The following is a 25,362-nucleotide window of genomic DNA, read 5'->3' on the forward strand; positions in this document are numbered from 1 at the left end:
ATCAGCAGCGTCGCCGGACATCGTGCCACGAATCAGCGCCAGAGGGAGGTCCACTCCTGGCCGAGGTCGCGCATCATCTCGCGCACGACGGGCACGCTGACGCCGACGACATTGTGGTGATCGCCCTCGATCCGGGTCACGAACGCCGCGCCGAGGCCGTCGATCGTGAAGGCGCCCGCGACCTGCAGCGGCTCGCCACTGGCGACATAGGCGTCGATCTCCTCGTCCGTGACGTACGCGAAGTGCACCCGGGTGGCCGCGTGGCGGACCACCTCCTCGTCCCCGAGTCGCAGGCAGTGACCGGTGTGCAGGACGCCCACGTTGCCGCGCATCGCGTACCACCGGCGGCGGGCGACCTCGGGCTCGTACGGCTTGCCCAGGATCTCGCCGTCGAACTCCAGCACCGAGTCGCAGCCGAGCACCAGGGCGTCCCGGTGGCTCACGGCGACCGCGCGGCACTTCAGCCGCGCCAACTCGGTCGAGAGCTCGGCCGGGGTGTCCGCGACGATGAGCTCCTCGTCGACGCCCGAGACGACGACCTCGGGGTCGACACCGGCACGGCGCAGGGTCGAGAGCCGGGCCGGTGAGGCCGAGGCCAGGACGAACCTCATCGGGCCTCGCGATCGTCGTCGGCCGGGGCGGCGCCGTGCGTCGCGGGCGCGGCGTCGAGGTCGGGGCGGGCCAGGACGGCGTCGATCAGCTGCTGCGTACCGCCGACACACAGCCACGACGTGTCGACGTCGGCGGCGATGAACCAGGCGTGGTCGGCCGGCCAGGTGAGCGACGCCGGCGGGAGCGGCCGTTCGACGTCCGTCGCGTACGGCTGCGCGCCCCACTGTCCGACGTCGGCGGCCGGTCCGCGGAAGAGCAGGTAGGAGCGCTCGCCGTGCAGGTCGACCCTCGGACCCTCGGTGACCTCCTCGCTGAACGCGGGTCGATTGCGCGGGGGAGTGGGCCGGAACCACAGGTCGCGCAGCCAGTTCGACCGCACGACCGAGTACGCGCGTCCCTGGTCGGTCAGCTCGCCCCAGCCGTCCCAGAGCCCGAAGAAGACGTCGTCGGGTGTCCGCGTGTACCCGGCGGCGAGCTCGACGACGAGCGCCATGAGGGCGGTGTCGCTGCGGTACTGCTCGGACTCGCCGTCGTCGTACCGGACCGTGGCGTACGCCTCGAATCCGGCGGGGCCTTGGGTCGCGAGGGTCCTCCAGTCGGCCTCGGACCGGACGAACCAGTCGGCGGACGCGACATCGGGGTCGTGGCGCAGGGTCATGGCCCGATCGTTCCACACCGTCGCCCGGGGGAAGTCCTCCCGGGAAACGGTCAGGCCGACGTCACCAGGAGGAGGCGCGCCACTGGCCGCGGCCGAAGCGGTGCACCGTGCGGTGCTGTCGCGTGGGGTGGCCCCACTGGCTGCGGGCCGGGAGCGCCTCGCCCTCGGCCGCTGCCGCCGCCGCGTTGCGGGCGGCGACGACGGCGACGAGCGCCGCCAGCTCCTCCGGCGTCGGGTCGCCCTTGACCACCCGGAGCAGCGGCTGCTGCTCCGGGGCGTCGGGGGTCTGCGTCTCGTCGGACATCAGAGCGGGATGTTCCCGTGCTTCTTGGGCGGCAGCGACTCGCGCTTGGTCGCCAGCAGGCGCAGTGCCTTGACGATCTCGGCGCGGGTCTGGCTGGGCTTGATGACCCCGTCGATGTAGCCGCGCTCGGCCGCCACGTACGGGTTGCACAGCGTGTCCTCGTACTCGGTCATCAGCTCGGCGCGCAGCGCGTCGGGATCATCGGCCGCGGCGATCTCGCGGCGGTACAGGATGTTGACGGCACCCGAGGCGCCGACGACCGCGATCTGCCCGGTCGGCCACGACAGGTTGATGTCCGCGCCCAGGTGCTTGGAGCCCATGACGTCGTAGGCGCCGCCGTAGGCCTTGCGCGTGATGATCGTGACGAGCGGGACGGTGGCCTCGGCGTACGCGTAGATCAGCTTCGCGCCGCGGCGGATGATGCCGTTCCACTCCTGGTCGGTGCCGGGCAGGAAGCCGGGCACGTCGACGAACGTCAGGACCGGGATGTTGAAGGCGTCGCAGGTGCGGACGAAGCGGGCGGCCTTCTCGGAGGCGTCGATGTCGAGGCAGCCGGCGAACTGCATCGGCTGGTTGGCCACGACGCCGACGCTCTTGCCCTCGACCCGGCCGAAGCCGATGACCAGGTTGGGCGCGAACAGCGGCTGGACCTCGAGGAACTCCTGGTCGTCCAGCACGGTCTCGATGACGGTGCGGATGTCGTAGGGCTGGTTCGCCGAGTCCGGGATGAGCGTGTCGAGGGCCAGGTCGAGGTCGCTGGGCTCGAGGTCGACGACCTCGGGGAACGCCTCGGGCTCCTCCATGTTGTTCTGCGGCAGGTAGGAGATCAGCGCCTTGACGTACTCGAGCGCGTCGTCCTCGTCGGAGGCCAGGTAGTGCGAGTTGCCGCTCTTGGTGTTGTGCGTGCGACCGCCGCCGAGCTCCTCCATCGTGACGTCCTCGCCGGTGACCGTCTTGATGATGTCCGGTCCGGTGATGAACATGCCCGAGGTGCCGTCGACCATGATCGTGAAGTCGGTGACCGCGGGGGAGTAGACGTGGCCGCCGGCGCAGTTGCCCATGATCAGGCTGATCTGCGGGATGACGCCCGAGGCGTGCACGTTGCGGCGGAAGATCTCGCCGTACAGGCCGAGCGAGACGACGCCCTCCTGGATGCGGGCGCCGGCGCCCTCGTTGATGCCGATGATGGGGCAGCCGGACTTGATCGCCAGGTCCATGACCTTGGTGATCTTCTCGCCGTAGACCTCGCCGAGGCTGCCGCCGAAGATGCTGAAGTCCTGGCTGAAGACGCACACCTGACGGCCGTCGATCGTGCCGTAGCCGGTGATGACGCCGTCGCCGAGCGGACGGTTCTTGTCGAGGCCGAACGCCGTGGCGCGGTGGCGGGCCAGCGCGTCGAGCTCGACGAACGAGCCCTCGTCGAGGAGCTGCTCGATCCGCTCACGCGCGCTCTTGCGATCGCGGGCGTGCTGCTTCTCGGCGGCACGATCGGCCACCTCCACGGTGGCCTCGTGGTGGCGTCGTTCGTACTCGGCCAGCTTTCCGGCGGTGGTGTGGAGCTCGGGGTGCTCCTCCAGCGGGACGTCAGGCAGGGCGTCGGTCATGGCGAACACCTTAACCGGAGCCGTTTCGGGTGCCACAGCAAGGCGGGTGCCGGGGCTGTTCTTCTCCTCACGCCGGTGCGATGCTCGAAGGATGAGCCTCGATCCGGCGGTCACGAATGCCGATCACTACCGCGTCATCCTCGAGAACGACCAGGTCCGGGTTCTGGAGTACACGGACGTGCCGGGCGACGAGACGACGCCGCACGAGCACCCCGACAGCGTCATGTACACGCTGAGCTCCTTCCGGCGGCGACTCATGTCCGGGGACTTCGCGATGGACGTCGAGCTCGACACCGGGACGGTGTTGTGGCTGCCGGCCCAGCAGCACCACGCGAAGAACATCGGAGAGACGCCGACCCACGTCATCTTCGTCGAGCTCAAGCAGGCCGGTGCCGCGCCGCCCGCAGCCGGTGTCGTCGAGGGCGTGCTGGGTCCGCAGGAGGCGTCGTGACCCTCCGACCCCACTGCCGGCCTGTGCGAGGGTGGGGCCGTGCAGCTGCCCCAGCGTGAGCCCATCGACCGGAACCGCCTCGCCGGCGTGGCTCCCGGATTCACCGTCCGCGTGTCGCCGGAGACCGCAAGCACGAACGCGGACCTTGCGGCCGCCGCCCGCGACGGGGTGCCCGAGTGGACCGTCCACACGACCGATCACCAGGCCGCGGGCCGGGGCCGTCTCGATCGCACGTTCACGATGCCGCCGCTCACGGGCATCGCGGTCTCGGTCCTGGTCCGTCCCGTCGAGGTACCGCCGGCCCGGTGGCCCTGGCTCCCGCTGGTGACCGGGCTGGCTGTCGTGGACGCGGTGCGCGAGGCCGGCGTCGAGGCCGCGCTGAAGTGGCCGAACGACGTTCTCGTCGACGACCGGCGCAAGCTCTGCGGCATCCTCGTCGAGCGTGTCGAGACGAGCGAGGGTCCCGCGGCGGTCATCGGCGTGGGACTCAACGTCGCCCTGACGGCCGACGAGCTGCCGGTCGAGACCGCGACCTCCCTCTGGCTCGAGGGTGCCACGACGATCGACCGCACCGAGCTGCTGGGCGTGCTCCTGGCAGCGCTGCGCGCGCGGCTCGAGCAGTGGCGCGACACGGCCCAGCAGGACGAATTGGCGCGCGCCTACACCGACGTGTGCTCCACGATCGGTCGTCGGGTCCGCATCCAGCGGCCCGACGGCAGCGACGTGACGGGGGAGGCGACCGGGATCGACGACTCCGGTCGCATCGTGGTCGACGGCGTCCCCTGGTCCGCCGGCGACGTGACGCACCTGCGCCCGGTGTGATCCCGAGCGGGCGTTCGTCGTGGGAACATGGCCGCATGCTGTCCGAGAAGCTGCTCCTCGACGACGAGGCGATCGAGGTCCAGACGCGCACCCATGTGAAGGTGCTGATCGTCCCGTTCCTCGTCGGCCTGGCGATCATGCTCATCGGCGGGTACTTCGCCGGGGCGGTCGGCGACTCGGGCGGCGGCACGCCGCGGTTGCTCGGTCTCGTCGTGCTGGCGGTGCTGTTCCTGTGGGGCACGCTGCTGCCGTTCCTGCGCTGGCTCACGTGGACCTACACGCTGACGAACCGGCGGCTGATCGAGCAGAAGGGCATCGTGACCCGCAGCGGTCGGATCATCCCGCTCGCCCGGATCAACGACGTCGCCTACGAGAAGGGCGTGATCGACCGGGTCCTGCGCTGCGGGACGTTGATCATCCACGACGCCAGTCATCAGTCGGGCATGCACCTGCGCGACATCCCGCGGATCGAGGAGTTCCACCGCACGATCACGCGCCTCGTCCTGGAGACGCACGCCCCGGAGGCACGCCGCGATGAGCAGGCCTGACGAGGAGCAGTTGGTCGACATCATCTTGGCCGAGCAACTGCAGTACACGAACGCCGAGACCGCCGAGCGCGGCGGCCTCACCCCCGAGCAGGCCGCCCGGCTGTGGCGCAACCTCGGCTTCCCCGACCCCGGCGACGAGACCGCCTTCGGCGACGCCGACGTCACGGCGGTCGCGATCGTCGCCAACGCGATGGAGCACGAGATCCTCGACGAGGACACGGTGTTCCGGCTGACCCGAGCGCTCGGTCAGACGATGTCCCGGCTCGCGGACTGGCAGGCGACGATCCTCGTCGACCAGCTGGAGTCCGACATCGTGCGTGGCAAGTCCGACAGCCGCGCGGACGCGGCCCTCGAGCTGGCGCAGACCTCGGTCCCCGGGTTCGAGCGGCTCATGGTGCACGTCTGGCGGCGCCACCTGGCGGCCGCCGCGGCCCGGCTCACCGCACTGGGAGAGAACGACCAGGCCCTGCTGTCGACCGACATGACCGTCGGGTTCGCCGACATGACCCGCTTCACGGCGCTGTCGAACCGCCTGGACGACGCGTCGCTGGCCTCCGTCGTCGAGGAGTTCGAGACCCGCTGCGGCGACCTCATCACCGCTGCCGGTGCGCGCGTCATCAAGACGCTGGGCGACGCCATGCTGTTCGTGCACCCCGACCCCGTCCTGGCCACCAAGATCTCGGTCGACATCATCAACACGATCGGCGCCCGACCCAAGCTGCCCGACGTCCGGGTCGGCCTGGCCACCGGTTCGGTGATCAGCCGTCTGGGCGATGTCTTCGGTCCCCCCGTCAACCTCGCCGCGCGGCTCTCGCAGGTCGCCCGGGCCAACCGGCTGCTGGTCGACCAGGCCACGGCCGACGCGCTCGGCGACACCTTCGAGAAGCGGGTGCTGCCGCCTCGACACATCAAGGGGTTCGGCCATCTCTCGCCGATCACGGTCTCGGAGCGGTTGCCGTTCCGGTCCCGGTGAGCGACCTCGACCGCTGGCCACCGCCCTCTCGCCCTAGGCTGGCGCCGTGACGCACGAACCCCCGCAGCACGACGTGGCCGTCATCGGTGGTGGCCAGCTGGCCCGGATGATGCAGCCGCCGGCGATCGGTCTGGGCATCCGGCTGACCCTGCTCGCCGAGGGGCCGGACGTGTCCGCCGCCCAGGTGATCGCCGACCACCACATCGGCACGCACACGGATCTGGACGACCTGCGCCGCGCCGTGCAGGACGCGCCCGTGGTGACGTTCGACCACGAGCACGTCCCGCCGGAGCACCTGCGGACGCTGGTGCAGGAGGGGCACGACTGCCGCCCCGGTCCGGACGCGTTGATCCACGCCCAGGACAAGCTCGTGATGCGTCGGCGACTGACCGATCTCGGCGTCCCGTGCCCGCGCTGGGCGCCGGTGGCCGAGCCTGCCGACGTGGAGGCCTTCGGCTTCCCGGCGATCGTCAAGACGGCGCGCGGCGGCTACGACGGCAAGGGCGTCTGGAAGGTCGAGTCCGCCGCCGACCTCGACGAGCCCTTCGGTGCCCCGGGCGCCCTGCTCGTCGAGGAGCTGGTGCCGTTCCGGCGCGAGCTCTCCGCGCAGGTCGCGCGCAGTGCCACGGGCGAGATCGTGGACTACCCCGTCGTCGAGTCGCGTCAGGTCGACGGTGTGTGCTTCGAGGTCATCGCCCCGGCGCCGAACCTGGACCCCGCGCTCGAGGCGCGCGCCCGCGCCATCGCCCGCACCATCGCCGAGGAGCTCGACGTGGTGGGGATGCTCGCCGTCGAGCTGTTCGAGACCGACGACGACCGGATCCTGGTGAACGAGCTGGCGATGCGTCCGCACAACACCGGGCACTGGTCGATCGACGGTGCCGTGACGAGCCAGTTCGAGAACCACCTGCGCGCGGTCATGGGCCTGCCACTGGGGGCCACGACGCCGCGCCAGCCGTGGAGCGTGATGGTCAACATCCTCGGCGGAGCCGTCGAGGATCTCGCCGCCCAGCGCGAGGTCGCGCTCGCGGCGCAGCCCGACGTCAAGGTCCACCTGTACGGCAAGGCGGTCAAGCCCGGCCGAAAGGTCGGCCACGTGACCGCCGTGGGCGAGGACCTCGAGGACGTGCTGCGCCGGGCCCGGCACAGCGCGGCACTGCTGACGGACGGAGACCTGGCATGACGGCACGCGTGGGAATCGTGATGGGGTCCGACTCGGACTGGCCGACGATGGAGGCCGCCGCGACCGCCGTCGGCGAGTTCGGCATCGAGTACGAGGCCGACGTCGTCTCGGCGCACCGGATGCCCGACGAGATGCTCGAGTACGGCCGCACCGCGCACGAGCGCGGCATCGAGGTCATCATCGCCGGCGCCGGGGGAGCGGCGCATCTGCCCGGCATGCTCGCGGCCGTGACGCCGCTGCCGGTCATCGGAGTCCCCGTCCCGCTGAAGTACCTCGACGGGATGGACTCGCTGCTGTCGATCGTCCAGATGCCCGCCGGGGTGCCCGTGGCGACCGTCGCGATCGGCAACGCCCGCAACGCGGGCCTGCTGGCCGTGCGCATCCTGGCCACCGGCGATCCCGCCCTCACGTCCGCGATGGTGGACTTCCAGGCGGCCCTGGCCGACGCCGCCCGGGCGAAGGGCGCGAAGGTCCGCGGGAACTGACGCTCGCCTCTCGCTTCTGTCGGTCGACGGACTTACGGTGCCAGCATGGACATCGTTCTGGTTCCGGGGTTCTGGCTCGACGCCTCCTCGTGGGACGCGGTCACGCCGCAGCTCGTCGAGGCGGGTCACCGCATCCATCCGCTCACGCTCCCCGGGCTCGAGTCCCGGGACGCCTCCCGCGCCGGCATCGGCCTGGCGGACCACATCGACTTCGTCGCGGGGAAGGTCGACTCCCTCGACGGTGACGTCGTGCTCGTCGGACACTCCGGGGGCGGCGCCGTGATCCACGGTGTGGCCGACCGGCGCCCCGACCGGATCGCCCGCAACATCTACGTCGATTCGGGCCCGCCGGCCGAGGGTCAGGCGGTCAACGACGAGCTGCCCGCCGACGGCGACGAGATCCCGCTGCCGCCGTGGGACGAGTTCATGGACATGGACCTGGTCGACCTCGACGATCAGCTGCGCGCCGAGTTCATCGCGCGCGCCGTCCCCCTGCCGAGGCGAGTGGCGACCGACGGCATCACCCTCACCGACGAGCGCCGGCTCGACGTCCCGGTGACGGTCATCGCCAACGAGTTCCCCTCCCAGATCCTGCGCGATGCGATCGCGGCCGGTGAGCCCTGGGTCGGAGAGCTGGGCCGTGTCCGCGACGTCGAGTACGTCGACCTGCCCACCGGTCACTGGCCCCAGTTCACCAAGCCCGCCGAGCTGGGCGCGGCGATCGTCGAGGCGCTGCGCGACCGGTGACTCAGTAGAGATTCGTGCTGTACTGCGCGCCGTAGTACGCCTCGAGCTCCTCCACGGAGTCGTCGGGTCGCTCCATCGCGTGCGCGATCTCGGCGCGCGACGGGACGGCGTCGGGCCGCCACGTCGTGGGGTCCCAGAGCTGCGAGCGCAGGAACGCCTTGGCGCAGTGGAAGAACACCTGCTCGACCTCGACCTCGCAGACCAGGACCGGCCGCCGGCCCTTCACGACGAGGGCATCGACATAGTCCGGTCCGCCGTCGTCGGTGCGCAGCAGGCGCGCCCGTCCGTTGACCCGCAGGGTGTCGCCACGACCGGGGATGAGGAAGACCAGGCCCACGTGCGGGTTGGCCAGGATGTTCGCGTAGCCGTCGGCGCGCCGGTTGCCGGGCCGCTCGGCCAGGGCGAGTCGGCGGTCATCGATGACGTGGACCAGTGAGCCGGCGGGGTCGCCCTTGGGCGAGACGTCGCAGCTGCCGTCCGCGCCCGAGGTGCCGAGCAGGCAGACCGGGGAGTGCCGCAGCCACTCGACGTGGTGCGTCGTCAGCCGGTCGCGGTCCTTGTCGAGCGCGCGCTGCAGGGGCCGGCCCAGAATCGCGCGCAGTTCCGCCTCATCCTGGATCTGCGTCATACCCGACGGTAACCCGACCCGTGGGGAGAGAGCCCTGTCACACGGGCGTAGAATTCGGTGGTTCCACCTTTTTCGATCCGGGAGTTGAGCGTGTCCGATTTCTTCGCGTTGTCCGAGGAGCACCAGGCGATCCGCGAGGCGGTGCGCGCCGTGGCCGAGGCGAAGATCGCTCCCTACGCCGCGGACGTCGACGAACAGCCGCGCTTCCCGAGCGAGGCGAACGCGGCCCTCATCGCTGCGGACTTCCACGCTCCGCACGTGCCGGAGGAGTACGGCGGCGCCGGCGCGGACGCGCTCGCCACGGTTCTCGTGATCGAGGAGGTCGCCCGCGTGTGCGTCTCCAGCTCGCTGATCCCGGCCGTCAACAAGCTCGGCTCCCTGCCGGTCCAGATCGGTGGCAACGAGGAGATCAAGGCCAAGTACCTGGGCAAGCTCGCCCGCGGCGAGGGCGGCTTCAGCTACTGCCTGTCCGAGCCCGAGGCCGGCTCCGACGCCGCCAACCAGAAGACCACCGCCAAGCGCGACGGCGACGACTGGATCATCAACGGCACGAAGCGCTGGATCACCAACGCCGGCGAGTCCGAGTACTACACCGTCCTGACGCAGACCGACTTCGAGAAGCGCACGAAGGGCATCACGGCGTTCGTCGTCGAGAAGTCCGACGAGGGCGTCTCGTTCGGGGCCCCGGAGAAGAAGCTCGGCATCAAGGGCTCGCCCACGCGCGAGGTCTACTTCGACAACGTCCGCATCCCCGGCGATCGCATCATCGGCGAGGTGGGCGAGGGCTTCTCGATCGCGATGAAGACGCTCGACCACACGCGCGTCACCATCGCGGCGCAGGCCGTGGGCGTCGCGCAGGGCGCGCTCGACTACGCGCTGGGCTACGTCCAGGAGCGCAAGCAGTTCGGCAAGCCCGTCTCGGACTTCCAGGGCCTGCAGTTCATGATCGCGGACATGGGCATGAAGATCGAGGCCGCCCGTCAGCTCACCTACGCGGCCGCGGGCCGTTCGGAGCGCGGCGACAAGGACCTCACGTTCTTCGGTGCAGCAGCCAAGGCCTTCGCGTCCGACACGGCCATGCAGGTGACCACCGACGCCGTCCAGCTGCTCGGTGGCTACGGCTTCACCCGTGACTACCCCGTCGAGCGGATGATGCGCGACGCGAAGATCACGCAGATCTACGAGGGCACGAACCAGGTCCAGCGCATCGTGATGGCGCGCCAGCTGCTGGCCGGCATCCAGTCGACTCTCTGAGTCTCGTCGTCGCGGGCCGCCGTGGGGTCGTAGCCCTCGGGGAGGTGGATCGGGTGTGCACGTCGGTCCACAGGGTCGTGGACGGGGCCATGAGCACTCCTGCGAAGTCATGGGGACGGGCTCGACGCTAGGGGAGGCGGGCGGGGCGTCGAGGCGCTCGGACTTCCCAGACCCGGGTGCCCGGGCGACAATGTGGAACATGCCCATGTCGCGCGGGTCCGCGGTGGTCGTCCGGGTGCGCGACGTGTGTTGGCCGTTCACGTTCGAGCTGTGCCTGCTGGGTCTGGTCTACCTGCTCTACCGCACGGGTCGTCTCGTGACGATCGAGGCCGACCGGATCGCCCACGCGAACGCCCGGGCGGTGCACGCGTTCGAGCGATTGCTCCTGTTGCCGGACGAGGCGGCGATCCAGGGGCTCGTGGCGTCGTCCGAACTGCTCCGCGCCGCCAACGTCTACTACGTGGCGGTGCACTTCCCGGTGACCGTCGCCTTCTTGTTGTGGGGGTTCTTCTTCCGCCCGCGCGTCGAGTACCGCTGGGCGCGGAACCTCATCATCTCGATGACCGCCGTCGCCGTCTGTCTGCACATCGCCTTCCCGCTGGCGCCCCCGCGGATGTTCCCCCAGTGGGGCTTCGTCGACACGATGAGCGTGTACGGTCCGTCGGCCTACGACGGCGCGAGCGGTGCCGTCGCCAACCAGTACGCGGCCATGCCGAGCCTGCACGTCGGCTGGGCGCTGCTCATCGCGCTGGTGGTGACCCGGACCGCGGGTGGCTGGATCGGGCGGCTCGCGATCCTGCACGCCGTCGTGACGCTCGTCGTCGTCACCGTCACGGCCAACCACTGGTACCTCGACGGCGTCGTCGCGGGTGCCCTGCTGTGGCTGGCGCTCCTGGTGTTCCCCCTGCCCGGGGTGGCGCGCGTGCCGTGGCTGCAGCGCGCGACCTGAGTTCCGGTCGAGCCGCCGCCCCTGTGCACGAGCGCTTGACGTCGCCATGTCATGCCCAATACCTTGTGCGTCAGCGGAACGCCCAATGCGTTTTGCCTGACTGAATCGGGGGATTCATGCACATCGCCACACGCACCGTCGCCGTCCTGGCGGCGACGGTCGCGCTCACCGCAGCAGCTCTACCCGCCACCCACGCCGACGAACCGGCCGTGACGGTCCGTGACCGTCTGGGCCAGATCGCCCAGGTTGACGCGGCCGTCCCGATCTCGAAGTCACCGACCTCGGCGGTGAAGGCCGGCCGCGTCACGCTCGGCGTCTCCGGGTCGACGGCGATCGCCGTCGACCTGCCGGTCACCCGGACGAAGGCGAAGAAGTCCGACGGCCGCTACGTCCTGCCCGGGCGCGGCGACGCCACGGTCGCGGTCGCACCGACGACCACGGGGACCCAGATCCTCGTCGGCCTCGACTCCGCCGAGGCGCCCACGTCCTATCGGTTCGGGCTGGGATCCACGCCGGGCGTGTGGGCCGAGCTCACCCCGGACGGCGGCGTCGACCTGGTCGCCGGCGACGGAACCCTCGCAGCCCAGGTCGAGGCGCCCTGGGCCGTCGACGCCGAAGGACGCCGCGTGCCGACCCGGTACGAGGTGCGCGAGGGTGCCATCACGCAGATCGTCGATCACCGGGCCGGCGAGTTCGCGTACCCGATCGTCGCTGACCCGAAGCTGAAGTTCTGCGACTTCAAGACCGCGGTCTGCGTGAAGTTCAGCAAGAAGGAGACCAAGAAGATCCACAACGCCATGTTCGTCTCGGTCGGCGCGGGGATCAGCACGCTGTGCGGTCAGATCCCCGCCAAGAACCCGGCCGGCATCGCGGTCCGCGCCGTCTGTGCGGCCGCCGTCGCCGCGTACTTCTACAAGCTCCGCGGGGTCTTCAAAAAGGCCAAGAAGCAGGGTAAGTGTGTAGAGCTCAAGTTCCGGATCGTCGCCGTGGCGATCGTCGGAGGGAAGGTCGTCAAGTGTTGAGACGTGAAGGACTGAGCCTGCTGGCCGTCGTCACAGCTTTGGTCCTGGTCACGGTCTTCACGACCGATCGGGATCCGGACGATTGGTTGTTCGCCGGCTACTTCATCGCGGCGTACCTGGTGTTCGCCGGATTGCAGTGGCTGTGGACATCCACTCGCCAGCGCTGAGGCGTAGAGCGCAGGATCATGAGCGACGCACGAGCTCCGAAGGTCGACTTCGAAGGTGCGTTCCCAGCGAGGTCGTCGGAGAGAAGGTCGTCACATGCTGAGCCGAATCGAGATCCTGTCCCATGCCGTGGTCCTGGCCGTGCTGGTGGCCTTCGTCCTGATCTTCACCGACCGCAGCATCTTCGCCTGGACCCTGGCCGGGGCGTGTTTCGTGGGTGTCCTGGCGGGGGACCTGCTGATCCGGGCCGTCAGGGCGCGAACACGACGCTGAATCGGTCCTCGTGACGTTGCTGCCCGAGGTAGTCGCCGAGAGGAGCATCTACTGATGAAGACGCCACAAGCGGTGATGTTCGGGCTGGCCATGTTCTGGTTCGGCCTCCAGTGGGGCGCCGAGTCACCCGGTACCGCCGTCAGTGATCTGCTCCAGGTCGGGGCCGCGGTCATCTTCACTGCTGTCGTGTGGGAGCTGGTGGCGCGCTTCCTGCGGTTGCGACGACCGACGGGAGCGCAGCAGTGAGGACCCACGGCCGGGGACCAGCACGGAACTCGTGACCGACCGCGCGTCACGGCGGGTCGGTGCCGCCTCCACGGCACCGACCCGCCGATGGCGCGTCCGGGCGGGAGCCGCACCCGTAGCATGGCGGCGTGATCCGACGACTCGCCGCTCTCGCCCTGAGCGCCGTGATGCTCCTGTCCGTGGCCGCCTGCACCCAGGACGAGGAGTCGCCGAAGCGCACGAGCGCTCCCGTCGGCACCGGCTTCTACCGTCCCCCGTCCGATCTCGGCGACTACAGCCACGGCGACCTCATCTGGTCACGGAAGCTCGAGGGCGGCATGGGACTGGCGAACGCCGACGTGAGCCTGGTGCTCTACGCCCAGCAGGGCGTCGCCGGCGACACGGTCGCGACCTCGGGATTCGTCGCCACGCCGCAGGGCGCGGCGCCGAAGGGCGGTTGGCCCGTCGTCACCTGGGCCCACGGCACGACGGGCATGGCCGACCAGTGCGCGCCGACGCGCGGTCAGATCTCGACGGCGATGCCCGGAGCCAACACCACGGTCACCCGATTGCAGCGCTGGATCGACTCGGGCCACGTCGTCGTCGGCACCGACTACGAGGGCCTCGGGACCCCGGGGGACCACCCCTACCTGATCGGATCGTCCCAGGGTCGGGCCGTGCTCGACATCGTCCGGGCCGCCCGTCAGCTCGACGACGAGGTGAGCGAGCGCGTCCTGGTGGCCGGTCACTCCCAGGGCGGTCACGCGGCGCTGTGGGCCAGCTCGATGGCCCCGCACTACGCCCGCGAGCTCGAGATCGTCGGCACCGTCGCCTTCGCCCCGCCGTCGCACATGTCGCTGGCGGCCCAGGCCGCGCTCACGGGTGAGGTCAACGTCCCCGCGGCGTTCGTCGCGATGATCCTGCGCGGACTCGAGATCGCGTACCCGGGCCAGATCCCGGTCGACCGGCTCCTCAACGCCAAGGGCCGCGAGCTCTATCCCCAGGTCAGCGAGCTGTGCCTGCTCGAGCTGTTCGGGACGAGCGAGTTCGGGCTGTCGCCGATGTCGAAGTTCGCCGCCAAGAAGGCCGATCCTGAGCTGGTGCGCGGCAAGCTCGACGCCAACGATCCGAGCTTCCCAACGATCCGGGGACCGATCCTGATCGTCCAGGGCACCGCCGACGACATCGTGCCGCTCGTGCTGACGGACTCCCTCGCGAAGGCGTACCGCGGGCGCGACCTGGACCTGACCTACCGGAAGTACCGCGGCGCCGGCCACAGCGACGTGCTGGACCGGTCGACGAAGCAGGTCGAGGCCTTCACCGCCGACGCGTTCGCGGGCTGAGCGGACTCAGTCGCGCATCCCGTCCTCGGTGCACAGGTCACCGAGCTGGTCGGTGGTGCCGTTCTTGAGGTGGCCGAAGTACTTCAGCGCGCGCTCACGGTCCCACTGCACCGACAGGTCGGCGATGGGGACGGTGCAGCTGCGGCCATCGCCTCCGACCGCGCGGGCCAGCTTCCACCCGAAGCGGGCGAACGAGAACATCGAGACGTCGTCGCCCACGGCGAGCGACTCGGCGACCGTCGTGGCCACGCGCGAGTAGGTGAACGGGTTGAGCACGGTGCTCGGTGAGAGCGCGGCCTTGCCGATCGCGCCGATGACCTCGCGCTGGTGCTGGCCGCGCGCGATGTCGCCGGTGCCGAACGCCTTGCGCGAGCGCGAATACGCCAGCGCCGTCTTGCCGTCGACCTCCTGGCAGCCCTTCTTGATGTTGAGCCGGGCGTCCTTGTCCTTGATGTTCTGGTCGGGGCAGATCTCGATCCCGCCGAGCGCGTCGACGACGTCACGCAGGCCGACGAAGCCGATCTCGGCGTAGCCGTCGATGCGCACGCCCGTGGCCCCCTCCATGGTCTCGACCAGCAGGGGAGCGCCGCCGAACGCGTAGGCGGCGTTGACCTTCGTGCGCCCGTGTCCGGGGATGTTGACCTGGGAGTCGCGGGGGATCGAGGTCAGCACGGACGGGCCGTCGCCGCCGTACGTCAGCATGAGGATCGTGTCGGTGCGGCCGCGCGAGCGGTCCTTCGGACGCTTGTCCGTGCCGACGATCAGCCAGGTCGTGGCCTTGTCCTCCGGGCGCTCGCCCTCGGGGGTCGCGTCGACCTTCGTGATCTTGGACCACGCGACGATCGGCACGATCAGCAGGAAGGCCAGCCAGAGCACCAGGACGAGCCACAGCAGGCGCCACCGGCCGCGGGGCTTGCGCTGCTTCGGCTCCCGGGGATCCTTCGAGCGCCTCGGGCGCGAGCCCTTGGAGCCCGGGGGCGGCAGGTTCGGCGGCGGCACGTCGGAGCCCGCTGCAGCCGGACGCGGACGGTGACGACCGGATTCGTCCTCGTACAACCAGTCGTATCCGTCGCCGTCCGTGGGACCTGAGGGGGACATGGGGTGAACGTACCGCGTGACGGCAACAGGAGATTCCCACGGCCGCCCCTCGGCGCGTCCTCCCGTCGATCGGGGGAGCGCGCTCGATACTGAGAAAACCTACGGACCCTTCCCCACCGTGAGGACAGCAATGCTCCATGACCGCTCGGGCGCGTTGGGCGGCACCTACGCCGACCCGACCAGCGCCACTGCCCGGATCCAGTTCCGGCGCGCACTCACTCTCGCCGCGATGACCTTCGTGATGCCGGGCTCGGCCCAGCTGGTCCAGGGCAACAAGCGCGTCGGTCGGATCGCGATCCGGGTCTGGCTGGCCCTGCTGGCCCTCACCGTGGTCTTCGCCCTGATCTCGCTGACGGACCGTCAGTTCCTCTTCGGCCTGGCGACCAACGCGAGCCTGCTGACCCTGGGTCGCTGGCTCCTGCTCGCCCTGGCCCTCGGCTGGATCGCGCTGATCGTCGACGCCTGGCGGCTCGGGCGCCCGCGCGAGCTGGCCCGTCCGCACCTGGCCATCTCGACCGTCCTGCACGGCGCCCTCGTCGCCGGCACCGCGGCCGTGCTGTTCTTCGCCTCGCACACCATGGGCGTCATGAACGGCTTCACCGACACCGTCTTCGCGTCCAGCACGGTGTCCAAGCCGCACGACGGCCGCTACAACGTGCTCCTCATGGGCACCGACTCGGGCAAGGACCGCTCGGGCATGCGCCCCGACTCGATCAACGTCGCCAGCATCGACGCCGAGACCGGCAAGGCGGTCATCATCGGCCTGCCCCGCAACCTCGAGAACGTCCCCTTCCCGAAGGGTTCGGTGATGCGCAAGCAGTTCCCGAACGGGTTCGACTGCGACGGCTGCTACCTCAACGCGGTCAACACGTGGGCCAACGACCACGCCGACCTGTTCCAGTCGAAGGAGCCCGGCATCGACGCCACGATGGGTGCCGTCGAGCAGATCACCGGGCTGAAGCTGAACTACTACGCCCTGGTGAACATGAAGGGCTTCTCCAAGCTCATCGACGCCGTCGGCGGCGTGAAGATCCACGTGCGTGAGCGCACGGCCATCGGCGGCATCGGCTCGCCGATCCGCGGGTACATCGAGGCCGGCCACCAGAATCTCTCGGGGGACAAGGCCCTCTGGTACGCCCGGTCCCGCGTCGAGAACGACGACTGGTCGCGCATGGGACGCCAGAAGTGCGTGATGAACGCGATGGTGCGCCAGCTCAACCCGCAGAAGGTCATCATGAACATGCAGGACATCGCCAACTCCAGCTCGGCGATGTTGCACACGAGCATCCCGCGCCAGGACCTCAACGTCTTCATGGATCTGGCCCTGAAGACGAAGTCCCAGCCGATCGCCTCGGTGTCGCTGGTGCCCCCGGTGATCTACACGGGCAACCCCGACTACGACAAGGTCCGACGCCTCGTGTCCGACGCGGTGGGCTCGTCGCAGCACAACGCCGAGCTGCAGAAGGCGGCGCTCGTCACCGCCTCCCTGCCGACGATCGAGGTCGCGGCGGAGGCGAAGAAGAAGGACCCGCGCAAGGCCAACCGCAGTGCCAACCTCGACGAGTCCTGCTGACCTGCCCCGACCGTTCCACCGCTGGGGACCCCACGGTTTAATGGAGCGTCATTCGCAGTCGAGGGGAGTCGTGCCGTGAGCGCTCTCGGGGCACGGCCCACCCGGGTCGCCCAGAAGGGTGGACTGGGTCGCGCCCTCGTCCTGATCCTGGGCACGGTCGTCTGGCCCGGCGTCGCGCAGTTCCTCGCCGGTGCCCGCCGCCTGGGTGCGGCCGTCATGGTCGCGTGGGTCGCCGTGCTCCTCGCGGTCACGGTGACGTGGTTCCGCTTCCGTCCCGATCGCATGCAGGTCATCGACTGGCTGACCGACCCGTCCGTGCTGCAGGTCGCCCGCATCACCGGGTTGGTGGTGTCGGTGCTGTGGATGCTGTTGTTCATCGACGCGTGGCGGCTGGCCCTGGTCCGCAGCCTGGGCTGGTGGCGGCTGGGCGTCATCTCGGTCGTCAACATCACCGTCGTCGCGCTCGCGACGTCGACCACCTTCCTGGGCTGGAACACCGTCACGGCCTCCAAGGACGTCGTGGAGCAGGTCTTCAGCGAGACCGAGGTGAAGTCCCCGCTGAAGGGCCGGTACAACATCCTGCTGCTCGGTGCCGACTCCGGCTCCGACCGGTTCGGTCTGCGGCCGGACGCCCTCAACGTGGTCAGCATCGACGCCACGACCGGCGTGCCCGTCATGGTGTCGTTGCCGCGCAACCTGCAGAACGTCCCGTTCCCCGAGGACTCCCCGATGCGCGCGGTCTACCCGTACGGGTACAACTGCGGCTCGGAGTGCCTGCTCAACGCGGTGCACACCGCTGCGGCGAACCGCACGGACCTGTATCCCGACAGCAAGGACCCCGGTCTGGACGCCACGATCGACGCCGTCGAGGGCGTCACCGGGCTCAAGATCAACTACCACGTCCTGGTGAACATGCAGGGCTTCTCGAGTCTCGTCGACGCCGTGGGCGGCGTCGAGATGGAGATCACCGAGCCGATCGCCAAGTTCGGCAAGGACGACGCCTGGAAGCAGGTCTACATCCAGCCGGGCAAGCGCAAGCTCAACGGCAAGGACGCCCTCTGGTACGGCCGCAGCCGCGTGCAGTCCGACGACTACACGCGCATGGGCCGTCAGAAGTGCCTCATGCAGGCCATGCTCCAGCAGTTGAGCCCCGAGCAGGTGGTGCTCAACGCCGGGAAGATCGCCACGAGCTCGGCCGAGATGCTGAGCACGAACATCCCCGCCTCCGAGCTGGGTGCGTTCGGTGACCTGGCGCTGAAGGCCAAGGACAAGAAGATCGCGACCCTGTCGGTCGTCCCGCCGGACTACTCGACGGTGACGCCGAACTTCGAGCAGATCCGCGCCGACGTGGCCAAGCTGGTCGCCAAGAGCGAGCGTCAGCAGAAGAAGAGCACGCAGAAGAAGCCCGCGAAGACCGCGCCCACGACGGCGGCACCGACCACGCAGGCGCCGGGCGCGACCGAGCCGACGGAGTCGCCGAAGGCCGCGAACAACACGGACGATCTCGCGGCCAGCTGCTGAGCAGCAGGGGTCAGCGGGACTCTTCGTAGGCGGCGATGACCTCGTCGGGATCGCCGTCCATGATCAGCTCGCCCTTCTCGATCCAGATCACCCGGTTGCAGGTGTCCCGGATGGACTGCATCGAGTGGCTGACGAGGAAGACCGTGCCGGCGTTGTCGCGGATCTCGCGGATCCGCTGCTCGCTGCGCTTGCGGAACTTGCGGTCGCCCACCGCCAGCGCCTCGTCGACGATGAGGATCTCGTGGTTGCGGATCGTCGCGATCGCGAACTTCAGTCGCGCGGTCATGCCGGACGAGTACGTCCGCATGGGCAGGTCGATGAAGGGGCGGATGCCGGCGAAGTCGACGATCTCGTCGTAGCGCTCCTCGATCTCGGCCTTGGAGAAGCCGAGCGCGAGACCGCCCAGGATGACGTTGCGCTGGCCCGACAGGGGCTTGATGAGGGCCGCGCCGACACCGAGCATGCTGGGGCGCGAGCTGGCGTAGATGGCCCCGCGGCTGGAGGGCGTCAGGCCCGTGATGGCGCGCATCAGCGTCGACTTGCCCGAGCCGTTGGACCCGATGATGCCGATGCTGTCGTTCTCGTAGGCCGTGAAGGTGATGCCCTTCAGGGCGTGCACGGTGCGGGTGCGCTTGGCGCGACGCAGCAGGCCGCCGCGGTCGGCCTCGGTGGCGCGCTTGCCCGTGGCGAAGACCTTGTACTCGACGTGCAGGTCCTGCACGACCACGACCGGACGGCGGCCGTCCGGAGTGAGCCGGGACTCGGTGGGCTCAGTCGACACGGCCATAACGCTCCTCGGCAGCCCAGAAGAAGATGGTTCCGATGACGACCAGCGCGATCGACCAGACCGCGATGATCGGCCAGAACTGCATCCGCACGTCGTACAGCGGATCGGAGTCCAGCAGCAGCTCGCGCGAGAGGCTCAAGAAGGCGTAGATCGGCTGGTACTGGACCGCCTCGAGCAGTCCGGGGGAGTCCTCGAACCGGATGTCGAAGCTGAAGAAGATGCCGGTCGTGTAGAAGAAGAACCGCGTGATGAACGGCAGCAGGTTCGACAGGTCCGGCAGGTGCACCGTGAGGCGGGCGGTGATGAACGCGACGCCCAGGCAGAACAGGAAGTACAGGGCGATCAGCGGCACCATCAGCAGCCAGCTGAGTGTCGGGCGGTGGCCCAGGATCACCAGGAAGACGAACAGCAGCAGGACCGTCGGCAGCAGTTGCAGGAACTTCTGCACCACGACGGAGATCGGCAGGGACATCCGCGGGAACGCCAAGCTCTGCACGAGGGCCTGGTTGGCCGTGATCGACTTCGAGCCGCTGCCCATGCACGCCGAGAAGAACTCGAACATGAAGACGCCGATGATCAGGAACGGCACGAAGTCGGGGACCGACTTGGTGCTGGCCATGAGGATGCCGAACACGATGCCGAAGACGGCGGCGTTGAGGATCGGCTTGAGGACGATCCAGAGCATGCCCAGGCGCTGGCGCTGGTTCTCGGCCTCGATCCGGAACTTGGCCAGGGAGACGATGAAGTCCTTGCGCTGCGCGACGCCCCGCAGATATTCCAGCAGCGGGGGTCGGCCGCCCACCCGGGTCAGGCCGTAGGCCTGCGGGTCGTCGACCGTTGGGGTCATGCGTCGTTCCTGTCGTGAGGTGTCGCGGGCACCGGCACACAGCCGAGATGCCCCGTCGAGTCTAGGGCACCACTCATCACGAGTGCCTCAACGTCCCCGCTCGTCGACGGTGGCGCGTTCCTGCTCCGCGATGCGCTCGAGGTCGTCGGGTCCGGCCCCGGCGACGATGACGAGAGAACCCCCGCCCGCCAGGGCTGCGGCGAGGTCGGCCGCGTCGTCGGCCAAGGGCTGCGGCTCGCGCACGACCCGGCCGGTCAGGCGCGGTCCCGAGAGCAGCTCGGCGTGGGTGACGGTGCGTCCGTCGAGGTCGATCGCGACGTCGTCCGGAGTCGGGGGATCGAGGTCGATGAAGACGTCCGGGCTGGCCGGGACGTGGATCGCGGTGTCGAGGAAGCCGGCCGGCTCCTGGGGGAAGCGGCCCCCCAGCGGCCGCAGCGACGCGGCCAGCCGCACGGGCTCGTCGGCCTCGAGCTCGGGGCCCGACAGGCCGATGTCCGCCCCGTGGTCGGTGACGACCGCGCCGACCCGCCACGCGCCGAGCAGCCACACGGCACGCAACCAGTGGCTCGGCAGACCGATGCGCACGCGGGTGCCGCGTTCGGCGTCGAGCTCGTCCACCAGCAGGTTCGCGACCTTGGCGACCCAGTTGGCCAGGGTCACCCCGCTCAGCTCGACCCGCTCGCCGGTGGAGACGTCGTAGTAGGTCACCACGGGGGCGGGGGAGGGGGTCAGAATGGTCGCGAGAGTGGTGGTCACCGGGTCGACGCTAGCGTTCGACCGAAGTGCGACACGCCGAGGATTCCCTGACATTTGCTATTCGGCTTGACGTTTGGCAGGCAGACGTCTGTAATTACAGACATGTCATTAGTCGGTTGGATCGAGGGCGACGACCCCGAGCTCATGTGGCAGGAGCGCGCGCTGTGCGCTCAAACCGACCCCGAGTCGTTCTTCCCCGAGAAGGGTGGCTCCACACGCGAGGCCAAGCGTGTGTGCCTGAGTTGCGACGTCAAGGGTGAGTGCCTCGAGTACGCCCTTGCTCACGACGAGCGCTTCGGCATCTGGGGCGGACTGTCCGAGCGCGAGCGTCGCAAGCTCAAGAAGCGCGCCTGACCACGCGATTTCGTTGACCCCGGGCGGTTCGTCGCAACCGCCTAAGGTGGCGAGCATGCACGACGACGCAGATCAGGACGCTCCGGTCGCCGCCTGGCGATCGCGGCCTCCCACCGTCCTCGCCGTGCTGGTGGCCCACCGCGGATCGCGGTGGCTGCCCCAGACTCTGGCCGCTCTCGACCGCCTGAACCACCGTCCCGACCACCTCGTGCTGGTCCACGACGACACCGATCCGGCCACCCGCGACCTGCTGAACGCCCACACGGGCGCATCGCGTGTCGTGAAGGCGCCGGCTCGCAGCGGCTTCGGCGCCCAGGTGGCCGTGGCCCTCGAGTCCGAGACCGAGGCCTACGACTGGATCTGGCTCCTGCACGACGACCAGATCTGCGACCCCGACGCGCTCTCCGGGCTGCTCGACGAGGCGACCGCGGACCCCGGCATCGGTGTCGTCGGGCCCAAGGTCCGCGAGTGGCCGTCGTTGCGCCGTCTGCTCGAGGTGGGCCTCACGGTCACGGGCACCGGCCAGCGCGAGACGATGCTGGAGTCCGGTGAGCCCGATGCCGGCCAGCACGACCGCCCGCGCGACGTCCTGGCCGTCGGCTCGGCCGGCATGCTCGTGCGGCGCGACGTGTGGGAGCGCCTCGGCGGCACCGATCCGCGGCTGCCGTTGTTCTTCGACGACATCGACTTCGGCTGGCGGGCGAACCGCGCCGGCTACCGCGTGCGGACCGCACCCACCTCGATCGTGTTCCACGCCGAGGCCAGCAGCAACCGTCGACGGGTCCGGCGCAAGGGCGTCCCCGAGAAGGCCGGCGAGCGCCGTGCCGCCGCGCTGTACACGATGCTCGCCAACAGCGACCCGCTGAAGTTCCCCCTGACCTCCATCCGGCTGTTCCTGGGGTCGCTGGTGCGGTTCGTCGGCTTCATCATCGGCAAGGACCTGCGCTCGGCGCGCGGCGAGATCGCGGCGATGGTCACGGTCTTCGCCAATCCCGGTCCGATGATCTCCGCCCGCCGCCGGCGCCGGCCCCTGGTGCGGCGCAGCAACCGCGAGCTCTCGGACCTCTTCGCGCCGTTCTGGATGCCGTACCAACACGGACTGGACGTCGCCGCCACCACCTTCCAGGCGGTCGTGCGACCCGAGTCCGTCGAGTCGCTCGGGCTTCGCTCGATCGGCGTGGGCGACGAGGACGAGGAGGATCCCGTCGTCGTCGACCGGCCGTCGTGGTGGCGCCGGTGGCCGTGGCTGACGTGGGTGCTGGTCCTGTTCGCCGGCTCGGTCGTGGCGGCTCGATCCGTCGCGACCGGAAACCTGTTCAGCCCTGTGCTGCCTGCGTCGCCCGATTCGGTCCGGGCGTGGTGGGGACTGATCTTCGAGCGCTCGCACGCGGTGGGCCTGGGCAGCGCCGACGGCGCTCCGGCCTACGTCCTGCCGCTCGCCGTCGTGGGCCTGGTCGTGTGGTTCGCGCCGGGCATCATCGCCGGGATCCTGACCGTCCTGGCCGTCCCGTTCGCGGCGCTCACCGCGCACCGCTTCGGGCGGCTCGTCAGCGACGACCGCGCCGTGCGCATGACCTGGGCCGCCTCCTACGGCCTCATGGTCGCGGTCACCGGAGCCGTCGCCGGCGGCCGGTTGGGCACGGTCGTGGCCCTCGTCGTCGCGCCGCTGTTCGCGAACGTGCTCCTGCGGCTGGTCCTCGAGCCGCAGTGGACGCGTGCCGTCCTGGTCGGGGTCTGGATCGCGCTGGTCGCGGCCTTCGCGCCGGTCGCCTGGGCGCTGGGCATGATCGCCCTGGCCGTGTGCGCCGTGCTGGTGCGCCCCGCGGCGCGGTACCTCGCGGCCAGCGCCGCGGTCGGCACGGCCCTGCTGGGGCCGTGGCTGTTCGACCGGGTCTTCACGGGACGGATCTGGTGGGAGGCCGGCAACCCCGTCGACGCCCCGGCCACCGCGTGGGACGTCGTCACCGGCACGGGCGGAGGCGCCGGCTCGGGCCCGTGGTGGATCGCGCTCCCGCTGATCGTGCTGGCCATCGCCGCGCTCGTCCCGTCAGCGACCCGGCGCGCGGTGACAGCCGCCTGGATCGTCGCCCTCGTCGGCCTGGCGGCAGGCCTGCTCGCCTCGATCTCGACGTTCGTGCCCTACCCGGGCGCTCCGGCGGTGCGCGCGTGGTCCGGCCTCGGTGCCGGTGTCTGGATGGGCGGCCTGCTGACGGCCGTGCTGTTCGCCTGGCCCGTCCTGCGCACCCGGCGCTACCGGTCGTGGCGCCGCCCCGCGATCGCGCTGCTGGCCGCGTTCCCGATCCTGGCCGGAGGGTGGCTCGTGGTGCGCGGCATCGCCGACCCGCTCGAGTCCGGTGATGCGCGGGTCGTCCCGGCGTTCCTGGCTGCGCGGCCGGGCACCACCGTCGTCCTGACCGGCGACTCCGAGTCGGGCATCGTCGCGGACGCCGTCGTCGGTCCCGGTCCGTATCTCGGGGCCGAGGCCCTGCGCACGACCGCCGACCGCGAGAAGCGACTGCACGACACCATCGAGTCCCTCGTGACGACGCCCACCCGCGACGACGTCGACCAGCTCGCCCGACTCGGCGTCGACAGCCTGTACGCCCCGGACGTCGACCTGGATCTCGCGCGCCGCATCGACGCGGCACCGGGACTGGCGCAGAAGGGCAGCGACTCGCCGGACTCGCGGGTCTGGTCGGTCACGTCCGACGTGAAGGCCGAACCGGCCCCGCGTGCGGGCCCCGCCCGCCCGTGGCTCGCGGGCGCCTGGATGCTGGCCTGGGTCGCCGCGGTGGTCGCGGCGCTGCCCGTGCGCCGCAACCAGGCGCCGGAGCCGGAACCGGACGAGGAGGACGCATGATCGGCCGCATTCCCGTTCGCCTGGTGCTCCCGCTGATCGCACTCGTGCTCGTCGGGGCCGTGTCCTTCGTCCCCGAGCCCGATCCTCCCGTCGTGGCCGGTGGCAGCAGCCGCGTCGACGTCCGCCAGACGGTCTGGGCGTGTCAGGTCGCTCCCGGGTGGACCGTGGCCGCGGGCCAGGTCTCACCCGGCACCGAGGCGGTCGCCCGGCCGATCCCGCCGGAGGCCGCCGCCGACCCGGTCTGGGCCCAGGCCGATCGCTGGCGCACGGCCGAGCCAGGTGGCGAGGCCTTCGTGCTCGAGCAGTCCGGGGCGGGCTCGGGGTCGGTCGGCTACGTCGCCGGCACCTCCTCGGGCGACGCCGTCCTCGGCTCCTGCCCCCCGGTCGTGGACGAGGCGTGGTTCGTGGGTCTCGGCGACACCGGCCGCGCCGAGGCCACGGTGACGCTCATCAACCTCGGCGAGAACCGGGCCGTCGCCGACCTCACGTGGTGGGGTGCGAACGGACCGATCCAGTCCCTCGACACCTCGGGCCTCGTGGTCGAGCCCGGCGAGCGGCGCGAGATCTCCGTCGACGACGTGGCCGCCGGGGAGGGCGCGGTCGCCGCGCACGTCTCGCGGCGACGCGGGTCCTTGACGGCGGTCGCCCTCGACGCCGGGCGTGCGGGCGCCGACCTGGTCTCCCCGGCCAGCGGTGCCGCGAGGTCCCAGGTCCTCGCGGGGATCCCGCGCGGCGGCACCACACGCGTCGAGCTGGCCAACCCCGGCACGTCGACGGCGCACGTCACGGTCGCCGTGCGGGGTCCCCAGGGCTCGTTCGCGGCGCAGGGCCTCGAGGACGTCTCGGTCGAGCCCGAGTCCACCCGGGTCGTGACGGTGCCCGGTGCGGTCGACCTCGACCAGGCGTCACTGGCGGTCACGTCCGACCTGCCCGTCGTGGCGTCGGCGACGGTCGAGACCGACGACGACATCGCCCGGGTCGCCCCGGCGCCCCCGATCACCGGTCCTGCCGTCGTCCCCGTCCGGATGGACGGGCGCGCGGTCCGCCTCGTGCTCACGGCCGAGGAGTCCGCCGAGGTCGTCGTCGAGTCCTTCTCGGCGTCGATGGAGTCGCTGGGCGAGCGCCGGGTGAGCCTCGAGGCGGGTGCCTCCACCACGGTCGGCGCTCCGGAAGGCAAGCCGGCGTACCTGGTCGTCACGCCGGTGGACGGCGCCGAGATCAGGGCCGGCCTCTGGCAGGTCGACGGCGAGCGGATCGCCGCTGCGACGGTGCGTCAGGCGCCGGTGTCGGTGGTCGCCCCGGGCGTCTCGGTGCGCTGAG

The 25,362-nt window shown here is 70.4% G+C and carries 28 protein-coding genes; 19 read left to right on the top strand and 9 right to left on the bottom strand.

Annotated features, from left to right (window positions below; genetic code table 11):
• Positions 1–32: 32 nt before the first annotated feature.
• The 4 genes from GL325_RS08045 to GL325_RS08060 all read right to left on the bottom strand — a co-directional run bounded on the left by GL325_RS08045 (position 33) and on the right by GL325_RS08060 (position 3,178).
• Positions 33–611: a nucleoside triphosphate pyrophosphatase gene (locus GL325_RS08045; RefSeq protein WP_187769190.1), complete on the bottom strand. Its 579-nt coding sequence runs from the start codon at positions 609–611 to the stop codon at positions 33–35.
• Positions 608–1,270, bottom strand: a complete 663-nt coding sequence (locus tag GL325_RS08050) for a hypothetical protein (RefSeq protein WP_223111075.1) — start codon at positions 1,268–1,270, stop codon at positions 608–610. The genes GL325_RS08045 and GL325_RS08050 overlap by 4 nt, the downstream gene beginning before the upstream one ends.
• A gap of 61 nt (positions 1,271–1,331) precedes the next feature.
• Positions 1,332–1,574: an acyl-CoA carboxylase epsilon subunit gene (locus tag GL325_RS08055; RefSeq protein ID WP_154596616.1), complete on the bottom strand. Its 243-nt coding sequence runs from the start codon at positions 1,572–1,574 to the stop codon at positions 1,332–1,334.
• On the bottom strand, positions 1,574–3,178 hold the full coding sequence (locus GL325_RS08060) for an acyl-CoA carboxylase subunit beta (RefSeq protein WP_187769191.1): 1,605 nt from the start codon (positions 3,176–3,178) through the stop codon (positions 1,574–1,576). The genes GL325_RS08055 and GL325_RS08060 overlap by 1 nt, the downstream gene beginning before the upstream one ends.
• Positions 3,179–3,269: 91 nt before the next feature.
• On the opposite strand from GL325_RS08060, the gene GL325_RS08065 reads away from it, so the two are divergent.
• The 7 genes from GL325_RS08065 to GL325_RS08095 are packed head-to-tail and all read left to right on the top strand — an operon-like array spanning position 3,270 to position 8,387.
• The gene (locus tag GL325_RS08065) at positions 3,270–3,629 is read left to right on the top strand and encodes a cytoplasmic protein (protein ID WP_187769192.1); all 360 of its coding nucleotides are present in this window, start codon (positions 3,270–3,272) and stop codon (positions 3,627–3,629) included.
• Positions 3,630–3,668: 39 nt separating this feature from the next.
• Positions 3,669–4,451: a biotin--[acetyl-CoA-carboxylase] ligase gene (locus GL325_RS08070; protein WP_255955830.1), complete on the top strand. Its 783-nt coding sequence runs from the start codon at positions 3,669–3,671 to the stop codon at positions 4,449–4,451.
• 35 nt (positions 4,452–4,486) lie between these two features.
• Positions 4,487–4,999 carry a PH domain-containing protein gene (locus GL325_RS08075; protein ID WP_154596620.1) on the top strand — a complete coding sequence of 171 codons (513 nt, stop codon included), beginning with the start codon at positions 4,487–4,489 and terminating at the stop codon, positions 4,997–4,999.
• Positions 4,986–5,972: an adenylate/guanylate cyclase domain-containing protein gene (locus GL325_RS08080; RefSeq protein ID WP_154596621.1), complete on the top strand. Its 987-nt coding sequence runs from the start codon at positions 4,986–4,988 to the stop codon at positions 5,970–5,972. The genes GL325_RS08075 and GL325_RS08080 overlap by 14 nt, the downstream gene beginning before the upstream one ends.
• A 46-nt stretch (positions 5,973–6,018) precedes the next feature.
• Complete coding sequence (locus GL325_RS08085) at positions 6,019–7,155, top strand: 5-(carboxyamino)imidazole ribonucleotide synthase (RefSeq protein ID WP_255955833.1); 1,137 nt, start codon at positions 6,019–6,021, stop codon at positions 7,153–7,155.
• Positions 7,152–7,640: a 5-(carboxyamino)imidazole ribonucleotide mutase gene (gene purE / locus GL325_RS08090; protein ID WP_154596622.1), complete on the top strand. Its 489-nt coding sequence runs from the start codon at positions 7,152–7,154 to the stop codon at positions 7,638–7,640. Before GL325_RS08085 ends, purE begins: the two co-directional genes overlap by 4 nt.
• Before the next feature lie 45 nt (positions 7,641–7,685).
• The gene (locus GL325_RS08095) at positions 7,686–8,387 is read left to right on the top strand and encodes an alpha/beta fold hydrolase (RefSeq protein ID WP_154596623.1); all 702 of its coding nucleotides are present in this window, start codon (positions 7,686–7,688) and stop codon (positions 8,385–8,387) included.
• A 1-nt stretch (position 8,388) separates the two neighbouring features.
• Here GL325_RS08095 and GL325_RS08100 read toward each other — a convergent pair whose 3' ends face one another.
• On the bottom strand, positions 8,389–9,015 hold the full coding sequence (locus tag GL325_RS08100; protein ID WP_187769193.1) for a pyridoxamine 5'-phosphate oxidase family protein: 627 nt from the start codon (positions 9,013–9,015) through the stop codon (positions 8,389–8,391).
• 90 nt (positions 9,016–9,105) lie between these two features.
• Here GL325_RS08100 and GL325_RS08105 point away from each other — a divergent pair, with 90 nt between their 5' ends.
• From GL325_RS08105 to GL325_RS08135, 7 genes are all read left to right on the top strand, one after another.
• Complete coding sequence (locus tag GL325_RS08105) at positions 9,106–10,269, top strand: acyl-CoA dehydrogenase family protein (protein ID WP_187411526.1); 1,164 nt, start codon at positions 9,106–9,108, stop codon at positions 10,267–10,269.
• A gap of 199 nt (positions 10,270–10,468) precedes the next feature.
• Positions 10,469–11,218, top strand: a complete 750-nt coding sequence (locus GL325_RS08110) for a phosphatase PAP2 family protein (RefSeq protein ID WP_230081555.1) — start codon at positions 10,469–10,471, stop codon at positions 11,216–11,218.
• Positions 11,219–11,334: 116 nt separating this feature from the next.
• Positions 11,335–12,240, top strand: coding sequence for a hypothetical protein (locus tag GL325_RS08115; RefSeq protein WP_187769194.1), 906 nt, complete (start codon positions 11,335–11,337; stop codon positions 12,238–12,240).
• Positions 12,234–12,407, top strand: a complete 174-nt coding sequence (locus tag GL325_RS08120; protein ID WP_187769195.1) for a hypothetical protein — start codon at positions 12,234–12,236, stop codon at positions 12,405–12,407. Before GL325_RS08115 ends, GL325_RS08120 begins: the two co-directional genes overlap by 7 nt.
• Before the next feature lie 94 nt (positions 12,408–12,501).
• Positions 12,502–12,678 carry a hypothetical protein gene (locus tag GL325_RS08125; RefSeq protein ID WP_187769196.1) on the top strand — a complete coding sequence of 59 codons (177 nt, stop codon included), beginning with the start codon at positions 12,502–12,504 and terminating at the stop codon, positions 12,676–12,678.
• Positions 12,679–12,732: 54 nt separating this feature from the next.
• Positions 12,733–12,924, top strand: coding sequence for a hypothetical protein (locus tag GL325_RS08130; protein WP_187769197.1), 192 nt, complete (start codon positions 12,733–12,735; stop codon positions 12,922–12,924).
• Positions 12,925–13,052: 128 nt separating this feature from the next.
• Positions 13,053–14,246: an alpha/beta fold hydrolase gene (locus GL325_RS08135; protein ID WP_154596630.1), complete on the top strand. Its 1,194-nt coding sequence runs from the start codon at positions 13,053–13,055 to the stop codon at positions 14,244–14,246.
• A 6-nt stretch (positions 14,247–14,252) separates the two neighbouring features.
• Here GL325_RS08135 and GL325_RS08140 read toward each other — a convergent pair whose 3' ends face one another.
• Positions 14,253–15,344 carry an LCP family protein gene (locus GL325_RS08140; protein ID WP_187769198.1) on the bottom strand — a complete coding sequence of 364 codons (1,092 nt, stop codon included), beginning with the start codon at positions 15,342–15,344 and terminating at the stop codon, positions 14,253–14,255.
• Positions 15,345–15,474: 130 nt separating this feature from the next.
• Between GL325_RS08140 and GL325_RS08145 the strand changes: the two genes are divergently transcribed.
• Together GL325_RS08145 and GL325_RS08150 are read left to right on the top strand one after the other, a co-directional pair.
• Positions 15,475–16,917: an LCP family protein gene (locus GL325_RS08145; protein ID WP_154596632.1), complete on the top strand. Its 1,443-nt coding sequence runs from the start codon at positions 15,475–15,477 to the stop codon at positions 16,915–16,917.
• A gap of 75 nt (positions 16,918–16,992) precedes the next feature.
• A complete protein-coding gene (locus tag GL325_RS08150; protein ID WP_154596633.1) occupies positions 16,993–18,438 on the top strand; it encodes an LCP family protein in 1,446 nt (481 codons plus the stop codon).
• Positions 18,439–18,448: 10 nt separating this feature from the next.
• On the opposite strand, the gene GL325_RS08155 is transcribed toward GL325_RS08150, so the two are convergent.
• The 3 genes from GL325_RS08155 to GL325_RS08165 all read right to left on the bottom strand — a co-directional run bounded on the left by GL325_RS08155 (position 18,449) and on the right by GL325_RS08165 (position 20,828).
• On the bottom strand, positions 18,449–19,225 hold the full coding sequence (locus tag GL325_RS08155) for an ABC transporter ATP-binding protein (protein ID WP_154596634.1): 777 nt from the start codon (positions 19,223–19,225) through the stop codon (positions 18,449–18,451).
• A complete protein-coding gene (locus tag GL325_RS08160; protein ID WP_154596635.1) occupies positions 19,209–20,072 on the bottom strand; it encodes an ABC transporter permease in 864 nt (287 codons plus the stop codon). The genes GL325_RS08155 and GL325_RS08160 overlap by 17 nt, the downstream gene beginning before the upstream one ends.
• An 87-nt stretch (positions 20,073–20,159) precedes the next feature.
• Positions 20,160–20,828, bottom strand: coding sequence for a TIGR03089 family protein (locus tag GL325_RS08165; protein WP_187411525.1), 669 nt, complete (start codon positions 20,826–20,828; stop codon positions 20,160–20,162).
• Positions 20,829–20,930: 102 nt separating this feature from the next.
• On the opposite strand from GL325_RS08165, the gene GL325_RS08170 reads away from it, so the two are divergent.
• The 3 genes from GL325_RS08170 to GL325_RS08180 are packed head-to-tail and all read left to right on the top strand — an operon-like array spanning position 20,931 to position 25,361.
• Positions 20,931–21,182, top strand: coding sequence for a WhiB family transcriptional regulator (locus GL325_RS08170; RefSeq protein WP_146828372.1), 252 nt, complete (start codon positions 20,931–20,933; stop codon positions 21,180–21,182).
• 55 nt (positions 21,183–21,237) lie between these two features.
• The gene (locus GL325_RS08175; RefSeq protein ID WP_187769199.1) at positions 21,238–24,042 is read left to right on the top strand and encodes a glycosyltransferase; all 2,805 of its coding nucleotides are present in this window, start codon (positions 21,238–21,240) and stop codon (positions 24,040–24,042) included.
• On the top strand, positions 24,039–25,361 hold the full coding sequence (locus tag GL325_RS08180) for a DUF5719 family protein (protein ID WP_187769200.1): 1,323 nt from the start codon (positions 24,039–24,041) through the stop codon (positions 25,359–25,361). Before GL325_RS08175 ends, GL325_RS08180 begins: the two co-directional genes overlap by 4 nt.
• Position 25,362 lies beyond the last annotated feature (1 nt).

The organism is Aeromicrobium sp. 636, assembly GCF_024433585.1.
In the GTDB taxonomy this organism is placed as follows: Bacteria; Actinomycetota; Actinomycetes; order Propionibacteriales; family Nocardioidaceae; genus Aeromicrobium; species Aeromicrobium senzhongii.